The organism is Rhodococcus sp. 11-3 (assembly GCF_023704055.1).
In the GTDB taxonomy this organism is placed as follows: Bacteria; Actinomycetota; Actinomycetes; order Mycobacteriales; family Mycobacteriaceae; genus Rhodococcus; species Rhodococcus aetherivorans.
The window spans coordinates 2,794,006-2,810,180 of the sequence record NZ_CP080406.1 but is presented as its reverse complement, the minus strand read 5'-3'; the positions used below and the strand labels follow the sequence as shown (position 1 = coordinate 2,810,180).

The window sequence follows — 16,175 nt, the reverse complement described above, 5'->3', positions numbered from 1 at the left end:
GATCCACCGCGCCGGCCCGGTGCGGCGGACCAGACCCCAGGCAACCGACGACAGTGGTGGCCAGTTTGGAGGAGTCATGCCCGGAACGTTGACCAGCCCGAAGTTGACCGCCGCAGACCGCTGCGATCGGTGCAGTGCAGCCGCTCGCGTCCGTGCCGTCCTTGCCACCGGTGGCGAGCTGCTCTTCTGCGGCCACCACGCCAAGGAGCACACCGACCGGCTGCGTGAACTCGGCGCCACGATCGTGACCGAGTCCGACGCCGAAGCCGCCGTCTGATCCACCGTTCCGGAGCCGACCGACTCCGAGACCCGACCCGAAACGGGCGACCACCGCGAGTGGTCGCCCGTTTCGCCGTTCCGGGAGTGTGCCGTCGGCCGGTTCACCGTCGGCCGGCTCACCACTGACGCAGCAGGGCGATGCGGTCGCCGAGCTGCTCGGCGGTGGCGATCGCGGTCGGCGGGCCGCCGCACTGCCGCCGCAGCTCCCCGTGGATGACCCCGTGCGGCTTGCCGGTGCGGTGGTGGTGCATGGCGACGAGCGAGTTCAGTTCCTTGCGCAGCCGGGCCAGCGAGTCGGCGGTCGCCACCCGCTCGGCCACCTGCGGCGGCGGGACGGGGGTGGGCGGGGAGGCCGGCTTGTCCAGCTGCTCCTGCTGGCGGCGGCGCAGCAGCGCCCGCATCTGTTCGGCGTCGAGCAGCCCGGGAAGCCCCAGGTAGTCGGCTTCCTCCTCGCTGCCGGCGAACGTCGCCGTGCCGAACGAGGAGCCGTCGTAGATCACCTGGTCGAGCTCGGCGTCGGCGCCGAGCGCGGTGAAGGCCTTCTCCTCCTCGCCGGGTTCGTCCTTGCGCCGGTTGGCGTCGGCGAGCAGGTCGTCGTCGAAGCCCTCCTTCTCGCGGTGGGGCTTGCCGAGCACGTGGTCCCGTTGGGCCTCGAGCTGGCTGGCGAGATCGAGCAGCACCGGCACGGACGGCAGGAACACGCTCGCGGTCTCGCCCTTGCGGCGCGATCGCACGAACCGGCCGATGGCCTGGGCGAAGAACAGCGGCGTCGACGCGCTGGTGGCGTACACGCCCACCGCGAGCCGCGGCACGTCGACGCCTTCGGACACCATTCGCACCGCCACCATCCAGCGCTGGGTGCTCGCATCGAACTCCGAGATGCGCCCGGAGGCCGTCGGGTCGTCGGACAGGACGAGTGCGGGCGCCTCGCCGGTGAGCTGCTCGAGGATCCTGGCATACGCGCGGGCCACCGTCTGGTCGCTGGCGATGACCAATCCGCCCGCGTCGGGCATCCCGCCCTGGCGCAGCTGCTCGAGCCGCGTGTTGGCGGCGGTGAGGACGGCCGGGATCCAGTCGCCGGCGGGATCGAGCGCGGTCCGCCACGCCCGGGCGGTCTGCTCGGCGCTGAGCGGCTCGCCGAGCCGCGCCGAGTACTCCTCCCCCGCGCTGTTGCGCCACCGGGCTTCACCGGAGTAGGCGAGGAACACCACCGGGCGCACGACGCCGTCGGCGAGCGCGTCGGCGTAGCCGTACGCGTGGTCGGCCCTGGACTGCATGAGACCGTCGGCGTTCGGTTCGTACACCACGAACGGGATGGCGCTGTCGTCGCTGCGGAACGGTGTTCCGGTCAGGGCGAGGCGGCGGGTGGCGTCGCCGAACGCCTCCCGGATGCCCTCGCCCCAGCTCTTGGCGTCGCCGCCGTGGTGGATCTCGTCGAGGATCACCAGGGTGCGGCGCGCCTCGGTGCGGACCCGATGCTTGAACGGATGCGAGGCGACCTGTGCATAGGTCACCACGACGCCGTGGAAGTCGCTCGACGTCTGGCCCGTGGAGTTGGTGAAGTTCGAGTCCAGCGCGATGCCGGAGCGGGCGGCCGAGGCGGCCCACTGGTGTTTGAGGTGCTCGGTCGGGGCGACGACCGTCACCTGGTCGACGGTGCGGTCGCGCAGCAGCTCGCTCGCGACGCGCAGCGCGAACGTGGTCTTACCGGCGCCCGGGGTCGCGACGGCGAGGAAATCCCGCGGACCCGTCGCGAGGTACTTCGTGAGGGCCCGGCGCTGCCAGGCGCGCAGCTGTCCGGCGGGGGCGGAGGACGCTGTTCCGAGGGTCTCGGTGCTCACCGGCTACTCGTGCTCCTTCTCCGGTCGTGCAGGTGGTTTCGCTCTACGGCGACGTCGCCGGGCGGCGAACGGGCACCGCCGTGCGGTCGCCGGGCGGGCGACGGCCGTCGAGCAGCCTATCCCGGCCCGCGAGCCCGGCCCGCATCCGAACCGCCGTCCGTGACGCGGGCGACAGGAGACGATCATGACAGAATTCGCGGTCCCGTCGGCCCGCCGCCGCGCACCGCGGCGTGTCGTCAGGAATGCTGGAAGTACCCATGAGCGAGATATCCCCACCGGCCGGATCCACCGCCGCATCGAGCCCGCGACGGCGGCCGGTGCATCGCGGCCTGCAGGTGATCGCCCGCACGGCGACCAAGGCGTGGGACGACTCCATCTTCAGCAAGGCCGCAGCCGCCGCCTTCTGGCAGACGCTGTCGCTGCCCCCGCTGCTGCTGGGCCTGCTGGGCAGTCTCGGGTACGTGGCCGGGTGGTTCGGGCCGGACACGGTGGAGATCATCCAGTCCAAGATCGTCACGTTCAGCCGCACGATGTTCAGCGAGAGCGTCGTCGACGACATCATCGGGCCCACGGTGCAGGACGTGCTGCTGCGGGGACGCGCCGACGTGATGTCCCTCGGGTTCCTGCTGTCGCTCTGGGCGGGTTCGTCGGCGATCTCGACGTTCGTGGACTCGATCGACGAGGCACACGACCAGCACGATCACCGGCATCCCGTCTGGCAGCGGTTCTTCGCGCTGCTGCTGTACGTGGTGTTCCTCGTGCTGGCGGTGTTCACGCTGCCACTCGTCGCGCTCGGGCCGACCATGATCGGACGCGCGCTGCCAGCGGCGTGGTACGACCTCGGCACCCGGCTGCTGGACACGTTCTACTACCCCGGCGTGGGACTGCTGCTGCTCGTGGGCCTGACGACGCTGTACAAGGTGGCGCTGCCGAGATCGCTGCCGTGGCATCGGCTGCTGGGCGGCGCGATCCTCGCGGGCACGTTCTTCATGGCGTCGAGCGCGGGACTGCGCTGGTATCTGCGGTGGGTCTCCGGGACCGGCTACACCTACGGCGCGCTCGCCACCCCGATCGCGTTCCTGCTGTTCACCTTCTTCCTCGGCTTCGCCGTCGTGCTGGGTGCCGAGTTCAACGCGACCGTGCAGGAGTTCTGGCCCGCCCGCGAGACCCGCATCGAGCAGATGCGCCGGTGGCTGGCCGAACGGGCCGCCGCGGCGCCCTCGCCGGCGGCGGCGGCAGTGACCGGCCTGACCCGGCGGCTCGGGACGGCGCCGATCCCGATCCGGCTACCGGACATCATGAGGCCGGACCAGCGGGAACCGGAGTCGTGCCCCGTGGACGCTCCGCACCCGCGCGCAGCGGAGAAGGCCGCCGGCGAACACGCCCCGGCGGCTCCGGACGAGACCGTCGATCAGTCGCCCCTGCGCAGGCCCTCGTAGACCTTCTTGCACTCCGGGCACACCGGTGACCCCGGTTTCGGGGAGCGCGTCACCGGGAAGACCTCGCCGCACAGCGCGACGACGTGGGTGCCCATGACCGCGCTCTCGGCGATCTTGTCCTTCTTGACGTAGTGGAAGAACTTGGGAGTGTCGTCGTCGGTGGTTTCGTCGGTGGTGGTATCCGGCCGTTCCTTGATGTCGGTGCTCACCGTTACATGATGCCGCACCCCCGGTGCAGATGCGCATGTGCATTCCGCGCGCGCGAGTGGGACAGTAGAGGGATGTCGAGAACTCCGGGTTTCAATGGGGACTACGACGACGGGTCACCCGAGAAACCGGTTCTGATCACCGAGGCGGCGTTGTCGCTGGAGGACCAGCACCGTGCGCGGGTCCGCAAGTACCTCACGCTCATGTCCTTCCGCATCCCCGCCATGATCCTTGCCGCCCTCGCCTACGCGGCGTTCGCCAATCCCTGGCTCTCGGTGGGCATCCTCGCCCTGTCCGTCCCGTTGCCGTGGGTGGCGGTGCTCATCGCCAACGATCGGCCGCCGCGGTCGAAGGACGAGCCCAGCCGCTGGGACGGCCGCGGGGACGGGACCACCGCCCTGGAGGGCCCGCAGCCCCGCATCATCGAGGGCTGACCCGGCTCCCCGGTCCCCGGCGACGCGGCCTCGGGGTGCTGCCAGAATGCGGGGGTGGACCGCGACCTGCTGCTTTCGATCTGCCCCCCGTTGCGCACGGCGCTGACGCGCGCCCGGTTCGACACCGACACGCTGCTCGAGCTGCTCGGCCCCGACGCGCACGCCGCGCTCGGCCGGGGCGAGCCCGTGCCGGTGCGGCGGGCCGCGACGGGCGGTGGTGATCTCGGCACCCTCGTGCGCCTGTTCCTGGTGTGCGACACGCTGCCTGCTGCGGAGGTGGCCGCGGCGCTCGCCCCGGTCGACGTGGCGACGGCGCTCGCGGCCGGGCTGCTCGAACGCGACGGCGACGGCGTGCGCGCGGCGCTGGATCTGCGACCGCTCGACGCCGGCACCGGCACCCGCTGGATGCTGTCGGACCTCGACGGGGCGATGCGCCCCCGGCCCACCCGCGAGGACCACGTGCTCGGGGTCGGGCACGCCTCGCTGTCGCTGCTGCAGGCCATGCCCACCGACCCGGTCGGCTCGGTGCTGGACCTGGGCACCGGCTGCGGCGTACAGGCCGTGCGCGCCACCGACTTCGCCGGCACCGTCACCGCCACCGACGTCAACCCGCGGGCACTGGATCTGGCCGCCGCCACGGCCGCGCTCAACGAGGTCGAGGTCGAACTGCTCGAGGGATCGTGGTTCGAGCCGGTGGCCGGCCGCCGCTTCGACCGGATCATCGCGAACCCGCCGTTCGTGGTGAGCACCGGACGGGTCGAGCACACCTACCGGGACTCGGGCCTGGACCTCGACGGCGCGAGCGAGCTGATGGTCTCCCGCGCCGCCGAGCACCTGAACCCGGGTGGGACCGCGGCGATGCTGGCCTCGTGGGTGCACGTCGAGGACGAGGACTGGCGACGCCGGATCGCCTCCTGGCTGCCCGCCCACGGGGTCGATGCGTGGATCGTGCAGCGCGACGTCGCCGACCCGGCCCTCTACGTGGGGACGTGGCTGCGTGACGGCGACGCCGACCCGCGGGATCCGGCGGTGGCGGCGCGCGCCGAGGCCTGGCTGGACCACTTCGAGCGGCACCGGGTCGAGGGCATCGGCTTCGGGTTCGTCTACCTGCGGCGCACCGACGCGCCCAGCGACGTGCTCGCCGAGGACCTGCGGCACGGCTTCACCGACCCGCTCGGGGCGGAGGCCGTCGGCTACTTCGAGCGGCTGGCGTGGTTGCGCGACCACGACGTCCTCGAGGCGCGGTTCGTCGTCCGGCCCGACACCGCCCTGGAGCGCGTGTACCTGCCGGGTGCGGACGGCTGGCGGCAGGTGGTGACGCGCGTGCACCGCGGCGGCGGCCCGAACTGGCAGCACGAGGTGGACGATCCCGCAGCGGCCCTGCTGGCGGGGATGCGGGCCGACGGCCTGCCGCTGTCGGAGCTGGTGGCGCTGCTCGCCGCCGCGCACGACGAGGACGAGCAGGCGCTGGCCGGGCAGGCGGTCCCCCTGGTGCAGGCGCTCGTCCGGCACGGACTCGTCGAACCCGTCCGGTAGGGCGGCCCGGCGGGCCGGAAAGTTACCCGCCGGTTCCCCCGGTGGTGTGTTCTCAGCAACTTCTCAGGACCTGTTCGCCATATACGCAGGTCAGGGCGGTTCCCACGGAGGAACTCCGGGAACTTTCCCAGGGGTCCTGCGCGTTGAACGCATCGAGACACCACCGATGAGGAGGCACGTCATGGCACGCCCCGATACCACCGCCCGCGTCGATTCCGACCTCGACAGCCAGAGCCCGGCCGCGGACCTGGTCCGCGTCTATCTGAACGGGATCGGCCGCACGGCCCTGCTGAGCGCTGCGGACGAGGTGGAACTGGCCAAGCGGATCGAGGCCGGCCTGTACGCCCAGCATCTGCTGGAGACCAAGAAGCGGCTCACCGCCGCGAAGAAGCGCGACCTGGCGATCGTCGTGCGTGACGGTCAGGCCGCCCGCAGTCACCTGCTCGAGGCGAATCTGCGTCTGGTCGTGTCCCTGGCCAAGCGCTACACCGGCCGCGGCATGCCCCTGCTGGACCTGATCCAGGAGGGCAACCTCGGCCTGATCCGCGCCATGGAGAAGTTCGACTACGCCAAGGGCTTCAAGTTCTCGACCTACGCCACCTGGTGGATCCGGCAGGCCATCACCCGCGGCATGGCCGACCAGAGCCGCACGATCCGGCTCCCCGTCCACCTCGTCGAGCAGGTCAACAAGCTGGCCCGGATCAAGCGGGAACTGCATCAGCAGCTCGGCCGGGAGGCGACCGACGAGGAACTGTCCGCGGAGTCCGGTATCCCGGTCGAGAAGATCGGCGACCTGCTGGACCACAGCCGCGACCCGGTGAGCCTGGACATGCCGGTCGGCAACGACGAGGAGGCCCCGCTCGGCGACTTCATCGAGGATGCCGAGGCGACGTCCGCGGAGAACGCGGTGATCGCCGGGTTGCTGCACAGCGACGTGCGCAGCGTCCTGGCCACCCTGGACGAGCGCGAGCAGCAGGTGATCCGGCTGCGCTACGGCCTCGACGACGGCCAGCCCCGCACCCTCGACCAGATCGGCAAGCTGTTCGGCCTCTCCCGTGAGCGGGTCCGCCAGATCGAGCGGGAAGTGATGGGCAAGCTCCGCGAGGGCGATCGCGCCGAACGCCTCCGCGCCTACGCCAGCTGACCGGGCAGTCGGCCGGACGATCCCCGAGAACCGGGCTGGGTTCTCGGGGATCTTCGCGTCCGCGGACCGCCGCGGCCGTCAGCGCAGCCGGCGGGGGCCGAGGTCAGCGCAGCCGGCGGGGGCCGAGGTCTAGGGGGTGCGGCTCGGGGCCGATCCGCAGGTGCGCGTCGGTGATCTCCGCGCCCGTGGGAGACGCGAGGACCGGTTCGCACGCGATCTCCCGCACCTCCGGCAGATCGTCGGCGAGAGCGGAGATGCGCTGGACCAGGTCGACGAGCGCGGCCTTGCTGACCGGCTCGGTGTTGCGGTAGCCGGACAGCAGCGGCGCCGCCTTGGGTGCGTCTATCAGCTCGACCGCCTCGTCCTCGGTGACCGGCAGGACCCGGAAAGCGCGGTCGCCGAGCAGGTCGGAGATGACCCCGGCGAGACCGAACGAGATCAGCGACCCGAACGACGGGTCGTCCTGCACCTGCACGACGCAACCGATGCCCTTGGTGGCCATCTTCTGCACGTGCAGCAACGGCTCCCCGGAGACCGCGGCGAGGTCACGGTACGCGATCCGCACCGCCTCGGGCCCGAGCAGATCCAGCCGCACCCCGCTCAGGTCCGGCCGGTGCCGCCAGTGGGCGCCGGTCGCCTTCACCGCGACGGGGAACCCGATCTCCTCCGCGGCGGCGACGGCCTCGTCGGCCGTGGTCACCGCCCGGAACTCGGCGATGTGCACGCCGTAGCACGCGAGCAGCAGCGCCGCCTCGGTGTCCGAGAGCCAGCGTCCCTCCGGCGACGTCGCCAGCCACCCTTCGACCAGGGTGCGGGCCTTGTCGGCTTCGATGCCCGCCGGACGGACGACCTGGGACGCCGGACGGCTGCGCCACTTGGCGTACCGCCACGCCCGGGCCAGCGCGAGCGCCGCCCGCTCGGGCCCCGGATACGACGGCACCGAACCCCGGGTGGGGTGGCCGTCCGGTCCGCGCACGGCGAGCACGTCGGGCAGGCCCTCGGTGGCGAGGAACGTCGTCAGCACCGGCTTGTCGGTGCCGGCGACGGCGTCGCGCAGGGCCTGCGCGTACGGCTCGACCGTCACGGCGACCGGGGGCACGAACACCGCGATCACCGCGTCGACATCGGCCGCCTCGAGCGCGTGGGCGACGGCTGCCGCGAACTGTTCCGGCGAGGCCGCCGCCCCCAGATCGACGGGTTCACCGACGTGCAGGCCCTCGCTGCGGGCGGCGTCGACGGCGAGCACGCCGAGGGCCGTGGAGTTGCCCACCACCGCGACGCGGGGGCCGGCGGGCAGCGGCTGGTAGCCGAACAACAGGGCGGAGTCGAACAACTGCGCGATCGAACCCACCTGCACGACGCCGGCCTGCTCGAACAGGTCCCGCACGATGGTGTCGTCCATCTCCCCCGTGCGGGCCGCGAGGACCGGGGGCACGGCGTGGCGGCCGCTCTTGACGGCGACGATCGGCTTGCTGCGGGCCACGCGCCGCGCGATACGCGAGAACTTGCGCGGATTGCCGAAGCTCTCGAGATACAGCAGCACCACCTCGGTGGCCGGATCGGTGTCCCAGTACTGCAGCAGGTCGTTGCCCGACAGGTCGGCGCGGTTGCCGGCAGAGACGAACGAGGACAGGCCGACGCCGGTCTTGGCCGCCTCGTCGAGGATCGCGATGCCCAGCGCGCCGGACTGGCAGAAGAAGCCGACGTTGCCGGCCGCGGGCAGCACGGGCGCGAGGGTGGCGTTGAGGCGGATCTCCGGATCGTTGTTGGCGACGCCGAGCGCGTTCGGCCCGATCAGCCGCATGCCGTGCGCCCGGGCCGCGTGGGCGAGGCGGCGTTCCGCGACCCGGCCCTCCGGACCGGTCTCGCCGAAGCCGGACGACACGACGAGCAACGCCTTGACGCCCTTGGCGAGGCAGTCGTCGAGCACCGCGTCGATGGCGTCGGCCGGGACCGCCGCGATCGCGAGGTCGATGTCGTCGGGGATGTCACGGACGGTCGGATAGGCCCGCACGCCACGCACCGAGCGGTGCTCGGCGTTGACCGGATAGACCGGGCCGGTGAAGCCGCTGCGCAGCATGTTGACCAGGACCGCGTTGCCGACCTTGCGGCTGTCGGTGGACGCGCCGATGACGGCGGCACTGCCCGGGCTGAGCAGGTTGCGAACGCTGCGGGCCTCGGCGGCGCGTTCGCGGGCGTTGCGCACCGACACCAGCGCCTCGGTGGGGTCGATGGCGAACTCGAGTCGCACCACGCCGCCCTCGAAACTGCGGCTGACCTGGTAGCCGGCCTCCCGGAACACGGTCACCATGTTGCGGTTCTCGGCCAGCACCTCCGCGACGAAGGTGTGGAGGCCGTTCTCGGCGGCGGCCCCGGCGAGGTGCTCGAGCAGGATCGGACCGAGGCCGCGGCCCTGGTGCGCGTCGGCGACGGTGAATGCGACCTCGGCGGACAGGCCGTCGCCCTCGGGCAGACCCTCGTAGCGGCCGACCGCGATGATCTCCCCGCCGAGCAGGGCCACGAACGCGACCCGCCGGTGGTGGTCGACGACGGTGAAGTTGAACAGGTCCCGTTTCGACATCGTCGGGTAGGGGCCGAAGTAGCGGAGATAGCGGGTGCGCTCGGAGAGTTTGCTGTGGAAGTCCACGAGCAGGTCCGCGTCCTCGGGGACGATGGGACGCAGGTGCACGGCCTTGCCGTCGGCGGCGAGGACGTCCGCCACCCAGTGCTTGGGGTAGTTGCGGGCGACGGCGAGTGCGCGCTCGCGGGCGGCCTCCTTCTCCGCCTGTGCGCGGGCGGCGGCATCGACCGGCTCGCCGGCGGCGGCATCGACCGGCTCGCCGGCGGCGGCATCGACCGGCTCGCCGGCGGCGTCGCCGTCGGGGGTCTGCCCCGCGGTGACCGCGGGGCCGTGGGCCGTGTTCTCGGATTCAGTCACGCGGGTCCTCCGGGTCCAGGCCGAGCAGCGGGAAGCAGGCCCGGCGGGTGGCGACGATGGCCGAGTCGACGCGGCTGAGGGCACGATCGAACGATGCGACGCCGGTCTCGGGGGTACCGCCGGGGCCGTCCCACGGCAGATACGCCACGTCGCCGCCCTCCCCCATCACGGTCGGCAGATCGACCCCCGGCGCCATCGCGGCGACCCGCTCGCGCCACTCGTCGGGGATCGGGGTGGCGGGGTCGATCTCGCGGTCGAGTACGGCTGCGATCAGGTGGGTCCAGGATCTCGGCACCACCCGCACCAGCCCGTAGCCGCCTCCGCCCACCGCGAGCCACCGGCCCTCGCAGTGCCGGTCCGCGAGCTCGCGCATGGCGAGATACGCCGCGCGCTGGCCGTCGACGGTCAACGAGAGGTCGGCCAGCGGATCCTCCCGGTGGCTGTCGGCACCGCACTGGCTGATGATGATCTGCGGCCGGAACGTCGCGACCGCGGCGGGGACGACGGCGTGGAATGCGCGCAGCCACAGCGCGTCGACGGTGCCGGGCAGGACCGGCAGGTTGATCGCGGTCCCCTCGGCGGCGCCGGTGCCGACCTCGCTGGACCAGCCGGTGTTCGGCCACAGCGTCGCGGGGTGCTGGTGGATGGAGACGGTGAGCACCCGGGGATCGCTCAGGAAGGCGTGCTGCACCCCGTCGCCGTGGTGGGCGTCGACGTCGATGTAGGCGATCCGGTCGAAGCCGTTGTCCAGGAGCCACGAGATGGCGATGGCGGCGTCGTTGTACACGCAGAATCCGGCGGCCCAGTCCGCCATCGCATGGTGCATCCCACCGCCGATGCTCACCGCCCGCCGGGTGCGGCCGGCGGCGATCTCCCGGGCGGCGGCGAGGGTGCCGCCTGCGAGGACGGCACTGGCCTCGTGCATGCGCGGGAAGATCGGATTGTCCTCGGTGCCGAGACCGTGCGGGGCCTCCGCCCCGGCGGTCGAACCTGGCGGCAGGCTGCCGGCGTGCTTGACGGCCTCGACGTAGGCAGGGGTGTGGATGCGCAGCAGCTCGGCGTCGGTCGCGGCCGGCGGACGCAGGGTCTCCACCCCCTCGAGCAGGCCGAGGCCGCGGGACAGTGCCATCGTGAGATCGAGCCGGGTGGGATTCATGGGATGAGTCGGGCCCCACCGGTAGTCGAGGAAGTCCGGGCTCCACACCACCACTCGGTCGCCGCTCGGATGTGTCGGATCGCCCGTCGCGGCGGAGGTCGTGGTCATGGCCACAAAGCTACTGCGCCGTCCGGGGCGATGCGAGTGCCGCAGGGCCCCGGCGCGCCTGCCGCAGGCCCCGCCGGGCGGCGCCGCGCGAGGTGCGCCCGCCGGGGGTTTCGCCCGGTTAGAATCGGCCGCAGACGAAGGGGTGTGAGAGTGAAGGACCTGGTCGATACCACGGAGATGTACCTCCGGACGATCTACGACTTGGAGGAAGAGGGCGTCGTGCCGCTGCGTGCGCGCATTGCCGAACGCCTGGAACAGAGCGGACCGACCGTGAGCCAGACCGTCGCCCGGATGGAGCGGGACGGGCTGCTGCGCGTGGCAGGCGACCGGCACCTCGAGCTGACCGAGAAGGGCCGCGACCTGGCGGTGTCGGTCATGCGCAAGCATCGGCTCGCCGAGCGGCTGCTCGTGGATGTGATCGGTCTCGACTGGGAGAACGTGCACGCCGAGGCATGCCGCTGGGAGCACGTGATGAGCGAGGAGGTCGAGCGCCGCCTCGTCGAGGTGCTGCACAACCCCACGACCTCGCCGTACGGCAATCCGATTCCGGGACTGGACCAGCTCGGCCTGGACCGCCCGGCCGCGGCGGACGAGCGGCTGGTGCGGCTCACCGAGATCCCGCCGGGCAAGCCGACCGCCGTGGTCGTGCGCCGGCTGGCGGAGTACGTGCAGTCCGATCACGAGGTGATCGGGCGGCTGCGTGAGGCGGGGATCGTCCCCGACGCACGCGTTACAGTCGAGACGAAGCCGGGGTCGGTGGTCATCAACGTGCCCGGCCACGACGGCTTCGAACTTTCCGACGAGATGGCCCACGCGGTGCAGGTGAAGCAGGTCTGAGACAGGCCCCTTCTTCGCCGGCCCCGCGCGGGCCGGCGAAGAAGGGTCCCAGCGTGAGGCTTCTGGTTACCGGCGGTGCCGGCTATGTGGGCAGCGTCTGCAGCACGGTGCTGCTCGAGCAGGGTCACGAGGTGGTGATCCTCGACGATCTGTCCACCGGCAACGCCGACGCCGTCCCGGCCGGCGCGGAGTTCGTCGAGGGCGACATCGCGACCGCGGCCGCGGAGGTGCTCGGCGGCGGTGCACAGCCCCGGTTCGACGGGGTGCTGCACTTCGCGGCCCAGTCCCTGGTCGGCGAGTCCGTCGAGCATCCGGACAAGTACTGGCACGGCAACGTCGTCGCGACCCTCGCCCTGCTGGACGCGATCCGCGCCTCGGGAACACCGCGGCTGGTGTTCTCGTCGACGGCGGCGACGTACGGCGAGCCGGACCGGGTACCGATCACCGAGGATGCACCCGCCCGGCCCACCAACCCGTACGGCGCCACGAAACTCGCCATCGACCATGCGATCTCGTCGTACACGCAGGCGTACGGTCTGGCCGCGACGAGCCTGCGCTACTTCAACGTCGCGGGCGCATACCACGGTGCCGGCGAGAACCGCGTGGTCGAGACGCACCTGATTCCGCTCGTGCTGCAGGTGGCTCTCGGCCAGCGCGAGCACATCTCGGTGTTCGGCACCGACTGGCCGACCAAGGACGGCACGGCGGTGCGGGACTACATCCATGTCAAGGACCTCGCCGACGCCCACCTGCTGGCACTGGCGGCCGCCCGGCCCGGCGAGCACGCCGTCTACAACCTCGGGAGCGGCGAGGGTTTCACCGTCCGGGAGGTCATCGAGGCGTGCCGCCGAGTGACGGGCCTGCCGATCACGGTGGTCGATGCACCCCGGCGCGCCGGGGATCCGGCCGTGCTGATCGCGTCGAGCCGCCGCGCCGTCGAGGAACTGGGCTGGAAGCCGCAGCACACGAGCCTCGACGAGATCGTCGCCGACGCGTGGGTCTACCTGCAGGAACTCGGCGACCGGTCGCACGCGGCACGGCGCTGAGCCGGCGCCGTCCCGGCGGTCACGCCGCCGGTGCGGGCGGGGGCATTCGCACCCCGAGCCGCGCGGCGATCTCGTAGCCGGTGTCGGCGAGGCCGCGCACGGTGTGCGGCCGCAGCCCGGCCTGCAGGGCCTGGTCGAGGAGGTCGGCGAGCCGGTGCCGCGGGTTGGACTCGAGTGCGACCCCCAGGGCCACCCCGGCGAGCGGTCCGTCGCCCCGAACGTACGCGCTGTAGCCGACGAGGGCGGCGGCCTCGGCTCGTTCCGGGTCCGGGAGACGCCGGGTGAGCGTGACCCACAACCGTTCGGCGGTGTCGGCCTCGGCGCCCGCCGCGAGGGCCATCACGGCGTCGCGCACGGTCGAATTGGACAGCAGGACGGCGAGTTCGGCAAGCTCGGGGGCGAGCAGCTCGGCGCCGTCGTCGTGCCGGGCGATGTGGGCCAGCACGGCCTCGAGTTCCTGACGGTCGGCGCGGTCGCGGCCGCCGGCGCGGACGGCGAGTTCGTAGGCGAGGTCACGCGCGTCGATCGCCTCGTCGATGTGGTCGGCAACCTGCATGCGCCCGGGCATCGGCAGCGGGGTGAGCAGATCGGCGAGTTCGGCGCGGGACCGCCGGATCGCCCCGCCCTCGAAGACGCGGGCGGCGGCGACGGGCGAGGCCTGCGGGTCCGGGACCGTCCCGCGCGCACCGCCGACGAGCGCAAACCATGTTCTGCCGCAAGCGACCTCGGAAACGGCGTGTGCTCCGGCGATGCGAACCCCGCGCCGGTCGAGGCGGACGGCGAAGTCGTCGAGCAGTCGGCAGGCCGCGGCGACGGCGGGGGCGTCGGGGTGGTCGAGACGGTCGTCGACGAGGACGACGAGCACGGCGTCGGCGCCCTCCCGATCGCAGAGCGCACCGAATCGGTCGAAGACGTCGCGCATCGCAGCCGGCACCGGATCGTCCTCGCCGGGCGGCAGGATCAGGTCGTGGCGCATGACGGCGCCGACGGTCGCGGACCGGGCACCGTCGCGCCCGCCGCCGGCATCGGACGCGAGGCTCAGCACGATCAGCGACCGTGCGGGCAGGAAGCCGAGCATGGCCGGCACGGCGGCGATCAGATCCCCCGGATCGGCGAGTCGCAGCGGCCGGGGCGAGGAAGTCGATGTGGTCATGCGCCGACTGTCCCCGACGACCGGTGCCCTCGGGGGCCGCGCGACCCGGATCCGCGGAATCTGGGGACGAGCGCTCCGGTTGTGGACAAGTACTGCGGCCGCAGGAGTTCCGGCCGCCCGATGTCGGTTCCGGCTGGTAGCGTGCCGCGTCAGCCGACGCGCACGCGCTCCACGCTCGCCTCGAACACCCGGCCCAGGGTGGCGGTGTCGGCGGGCCCCGCACCGAAGGACATGTACGTCACCAGCACCCGCACGTCGTCGACCTGGGCGATCCGGCTGGTCATCGACTGGGTGACCACCTCCCGGCCCTCGCCCGAGCGGACGGTGCGGGTGAACGCGAGGGTCGCCACCCCCGCGGCGGCCGGCGGCGCCGACGGGTCGACCGTGGTCGTCACCGTGGCGGTGACGCCCCGGCGGGTCGCCGCGACGACGGGACATTCGACGAGACGGTCGCGGTAGGCGGCCAGGTCGTCGGTGACAGCGACGAGTTCGACCGAGATCGTGGCCCGGCTGTCGTTGTCCGTGCCGACCACCATCGCAGTCCCGTCCGGGCCGTAGTTCTGCGGCGGCGGCAGGCATCCGGGTGGATCCACCTTGGCCCCCTCCGGGACTCCGGTGAGGTCGGGAGCGGCCTGGGCGACCGCCTGCGGCGGTAGCACCACCGCGTCGTACGGCTCGGGGAACTGCTCGGGCGGCAGCAGCAGTTCGGCGAGGGGCCGGCCCGCGGTGCCGGCCTCGTCCGTCGTGGCCAGTGCGGCCGGCTCGGGCTGTGGCGTGCCGTCGACGGTCGACGAGCACCCGGCGGCGAGCAGCAACGCGCCCCCGATCACGGTCGCGCCCAGCCGGCGGAAGGGCACCGGCGGGGTCCGGGGGCGGCGCGGCGTCCGGACGTCGTCTCCTGCGCTGTGGGTTGCCACCGGACCTCCGCTGTCGCGTCCCGCCGGGGTCGTGCCCCGGCGGAAGCTGATCACCAGTTCAACTAGACTCGAACTCCACCATGCCACGCCGGTGACCCGGCGGTATCACGGCGCCCCGGATCGAACGGAGGATGTTCGCATGGACGACCAGTCCCGCATGTACGAGCTCGAGTTCCCCGCTCCGCAGCTGACGTCTGCCGACGGCGAGGGTCCCGTGCTGGTGCACGGTCTCGAGGGGTTCGCCGACGCCGGGCATGCGGTGCGGCTCGCCACCACGCACCTGCGCGAGAGCCTCGAAAGCGAACTCGTGGCGTCGTTCGCCGTGGACGAGCTGATCGACTACCGGTCCCGGCGGCCGACCATGACGTTCAAGGCGGATCACTTCTCCGACTACGCCGCCCCCGAACTCAACCTGTACGCCCTGATCGACACGGCCGGAACCCCCTTCCTGTTACTGGCCGGCGCGGAACCGGACCTGAAATGGGAGCGGTTCATCACGGCGGTGCGCCTGCTCGCCGAGCAGTTCGGGGTCCGGCGCACGATCGGGATCAGCGCGATCCCGATGGCGATCCCCCACACCCGTCCGCTGGGCGTGACGGCGCACTCGACGAACAAGGACCTGATCGCCGACCACCACCGCTGGACGGGCGAGCTGCAGGTGCCGGCGGGGGTGTCGTCGCTGCTCGAGCTGCGGATGGCGCAGCACGGGCACGAGTCGGTGGGGTTCTCGGTCCACGTGCCCCACTACCTGGCGCAGACCGAGTACCCGGGCGCTGCCGAGACCTTGCTCGAGAACGTCGCCGAAGCCGGGGGCCTCGGGTTGCCGCTGGCCGCGCTCGGCGAGGCCGCCGCACGGGTGCGTGAGCAGATCGACGAGCACATCGCCCAGAACGAGGAGGTGCAGGCGGTGGTCCGCGGACTCGAGCGGCAGTACGACAGCTATGTGGCGGCCCAGGAGCAGCAGGCCGCCCAGCTGCCGACGGACGAGAACCTGCCGACCGGCGAGGAGATCGGTGCCGAGTTCGAGCGGTTCCTCGCCGAATACGAGGATCGCGGCGGGAACGGACAGCCCGGCGACGCGGACCCCTCCGCCTGACCGGGTTCGAATCGCCGCCTGTCCGACCCCGGATCATTACTCTC

14 protein-coding genes are annotated in these 16,175 nt (G+C 72.3%); 8 read left to right on the top strand and 6 right to left on the bottom strand.

Going from position 1 to position 16,175, the window contains the following annotated elements; genetic code table 11:
• The first annotated feature begins 76 nt into the window (after positions 1-76).
• A complete protein-coding gene (locus KZJ41_RS13390; RefSeq protein ID WP_003935586.1) occupies positions 77-277 on the top strand; it encodes a hypothetical protein in 201 nt (66 codons plus the stop codon).
• A 118-nt stretch (positions 278-395) separates the two neighbouring features.
• Here the strand turns inward: KZJ41_RS13390 and KZJ41_RS13385 are convergent, their stop codons facing one another.
• The gene (locus KZJ41_RS13385) at positions 396-2,120 is read right to left on the bottom strand and encodes a DEAD/DEAH box helicase (RefSeq protein WP_029543398.1); all 1,725 of its coding nucleotides are present in this window, start codon (positions 2,118-2,120) and stop codon (positions 396-398) included.
• Between the two features lie 257 nt (positions 2,121-2,377).
• Between KZJ41_RS13385 and KZJ41_RS13380 the strand changes: the two genes are divergently transcribed.
• Positions 2,378-3,559 (top strand): YihY/virulence factor BrkB family protein, encoded by a 1,182-nt coding sequence (locus KZJ41_RS13380; RefSeq protein WP_006934997.1) that lies wholly within the window; start codon positions 2,378-2,380, stop codon positions 3,557-3,559.
• Here KZJ41_RS13380 and KZJ41_RS13375 read toward each other — a convergent pair.
• A complete protein-coding gene (locus tag KZJ41_RS13375) occupies positions 3,532-3,768 on the bottom strand; it encodes a DUF3039 domain-containing protein (RefSeq protein WP_029543394.1) in 237 nt (78 codons plus the stop codon). The genes KZJ41_RS13380 and KZJ41_RS13375 overlap by 28 nt on opposite strands.
• Positions 3,769-3,840: 72 nt before the next feature.
• Here KZJ41_RS13375 and KZJ41_RS13370 point away from each other — a divergent pair, with 72 nt between their 5' ends.
• The 3 genes from KZJ41_RS13370 (at position 3,841) to KZJ41_RS13360 (ending at position 6,880) form a co-directional block, all read left to right on the top strand.
• On the top strand, positions 3,841-4,200 hold the full coding sequence (locus KZJ41_RS13370) for a DUF3099 domain-containing protein (RefSeq protein ID WP_006935000.1): 360 nt from the start codon (positions 3,841-3,843) through the stop codon (positions 4,198-4,200).
• 54 nt (positions 4,201-4,254) lie between these two features.
• On the top strand, positions 4,255-5,736 hold the full coding sequence (locus tag KZJ41_RS13365) for a methyltransferase (protein WP_065922620.1): 1,482 nt from the start codon (positions 4,255-4,257) through the stop codon (positions 5,734-5,736).
• A 181-nt stretch (positions 5,737-5,917) separates the two neighbouring features.
• Complete coding sequence (locus tag KZJ41_RS13360; RefSeq protein WP_006935004.1) at positions 5,918-6,880, top strand: sigma-70 family RNA polymerase sigma factor; 963 nt, start codon at positions 5,918-5,920, stop codon at positions 6,878-6,880.
• 103 nt (positions 6,881-6,983) lie between these two features.
• Here the strand turns inward: KZJ41_RS13360 and KZJ41_RS13355 are convergent, their stop codons facing one another.
• Together KZJ41_RS13355 and KZJ41_RS13350 are read right to left on the bottom strand one after the other, a co-directional pair.
• Positions 6,984-9,602 (bottom strand): bifunctional GNAT family N-acetyltransferase/acetate--CoA ligase family protein, encoded by a 2,619-nt coding sequence (locus tag KZJ41_RS13355; protein ID WP_075288601.1) that lies wholly within the window; start codon positions 9,600-9,602, stop codon positions 6,984-6,986.
• Positions 9,603-9,810: 208 nt separating this feature from the next.
• Entirely contained in the window at positions 9,811-11,082 is a 1,272-nt protein-coding gene (locus KZJ41_RS13350; protein ID WP_029543391.1) for an acetoin utilization protein AcuC, read from the bottom strand.
• Positions 11,083-11,232: 150 nt separating this feature from the next.
• Between KZJ41_RS13350 and KZJ41_RS13345 the strand changes: the two genes are divergently transcribed.
• Both KZJ41_RS13345 and galE read left to right on the top strand, forming a co-directional pair.
• Positions 11,233-11,919 carry a metal-dependent transcriptional regulator gene (locus tag KZJ41_RS13345; protein ID WP_006935008.1) on the top strand — a complete coding sequence of 229 codons (687 nt, stop codon included), beginning with the start codon at positions 11,233-11,235 and terminating at the stop codon, positions 11,917-11,919.
• Between the two features lie 53 nt (positions 11,920-11,972).
• Positions 11,973-12,965 (top strand): UDP-glucose 4-epimerase GalE, encoded by a 993-nt coding sequence (galE, locus tag KZJ41_RS13340; RefSeq protein WP_251550885.1) that lies wholly within the window; start codon positions 11,973-11,975, stop codon positions 12,963-12,965.
• 19 nt (positions 12,966-12,984) lie between these two features.
• Here the strand turns inward: galE and KZJ41_RS13335 are convergent, their stop codons facing one another.
• Positions 12,985-14,118, bottom strand: a complete 1,134-nt coding sequence (locus KZJ41_RS13335) for a DUF4192 domain-containing protein (protein WP_102800590.1) — start codon at positions 14,116-14,118, stop codon at positions 12,985-12,987.
• Between the two features lie 149 nt (positions 14,119-14,267).
• The gene (locus KZJ41_RS13330) at positions 14,268-15,035 is read right to left on the bottom strand and encodes a hypothetical protein (RefSeq protein WP_065923484.1); all 768 of its coding nucleotides are present in this window, start codon (positions 15,033-15,035) and stop codon (positions 14,268-14,270) included.
• 139 nt (positions 15,036-15,174) lie between these two features.
• Between KZJ41_RS13330 and KZJ41_RS13325 the strand changes: the two genes are divergently transcribed.
• Complete coding sequence (locus tag KZJ41_RS13325; RefSeq protein ID WP_006935021.1) at positions 15,175-16,131, top strand: proteasome assembly chaperone family protein; 957 nt, start codon at positions 15,175-15,177, stop codon at positions 16,129-16,131.
• Positions 16,132-16,175 lie beyond the last annotated feature (44 nt).

Bases quoted from the DNA above. Each gene is read 5' to 3' on its own strand.
- KZJ41_RS13390 (WP_003935586.1), top strand. From the start codon at position 77: ATGCCCGGAACGTTGACCAGCCCGAAGTTGACCGCCGCAGACCGCTGC.
- KZJ41_RS13380 (WP_006934997.1), top strand. From the start codon at position 2,378: ATGAGCGAGATATCCCCACCGGCCGGATCCACCGCCGCATCGAGCCCG.
- KZJ41_RS13370 (WP_006935000.1), top strand. From the start codon at position 3,841: ATGTCGAGAACTCCGGGTTTCAATGGGGACTACGACGACGGGTCACCC.
- KZJ41_RS13360 (WP_006935004.1), top strand. From the start codon at position 5,918: ATGGCACGCCCCGATACCACCGCCCGCGTCGATTCCGACCTCGACAGC.
- KZJ41_RS13350 (WP_029543391.1), bottom strand. From the start codon at position 11,082: ATGACCACGACCTCCGCCGCGACGGGCGATCCGACACATCCGAGCGGC.
- KZJ41_RS13335 (WP_102800590.1), bottom strand. From the start codon at position 14,118: ATGACCACATCGACTTCCTCGCCCCGGCCGCTGCGACTCGCCGATCCG.
- KZJ41_RS13325 (WP_006935021.1), top strand. From the start codon at position 15,175: ATGGACGACCAGTCCCGCATGTACGAGCTCGAGTTCCCCGCTCCGCAG.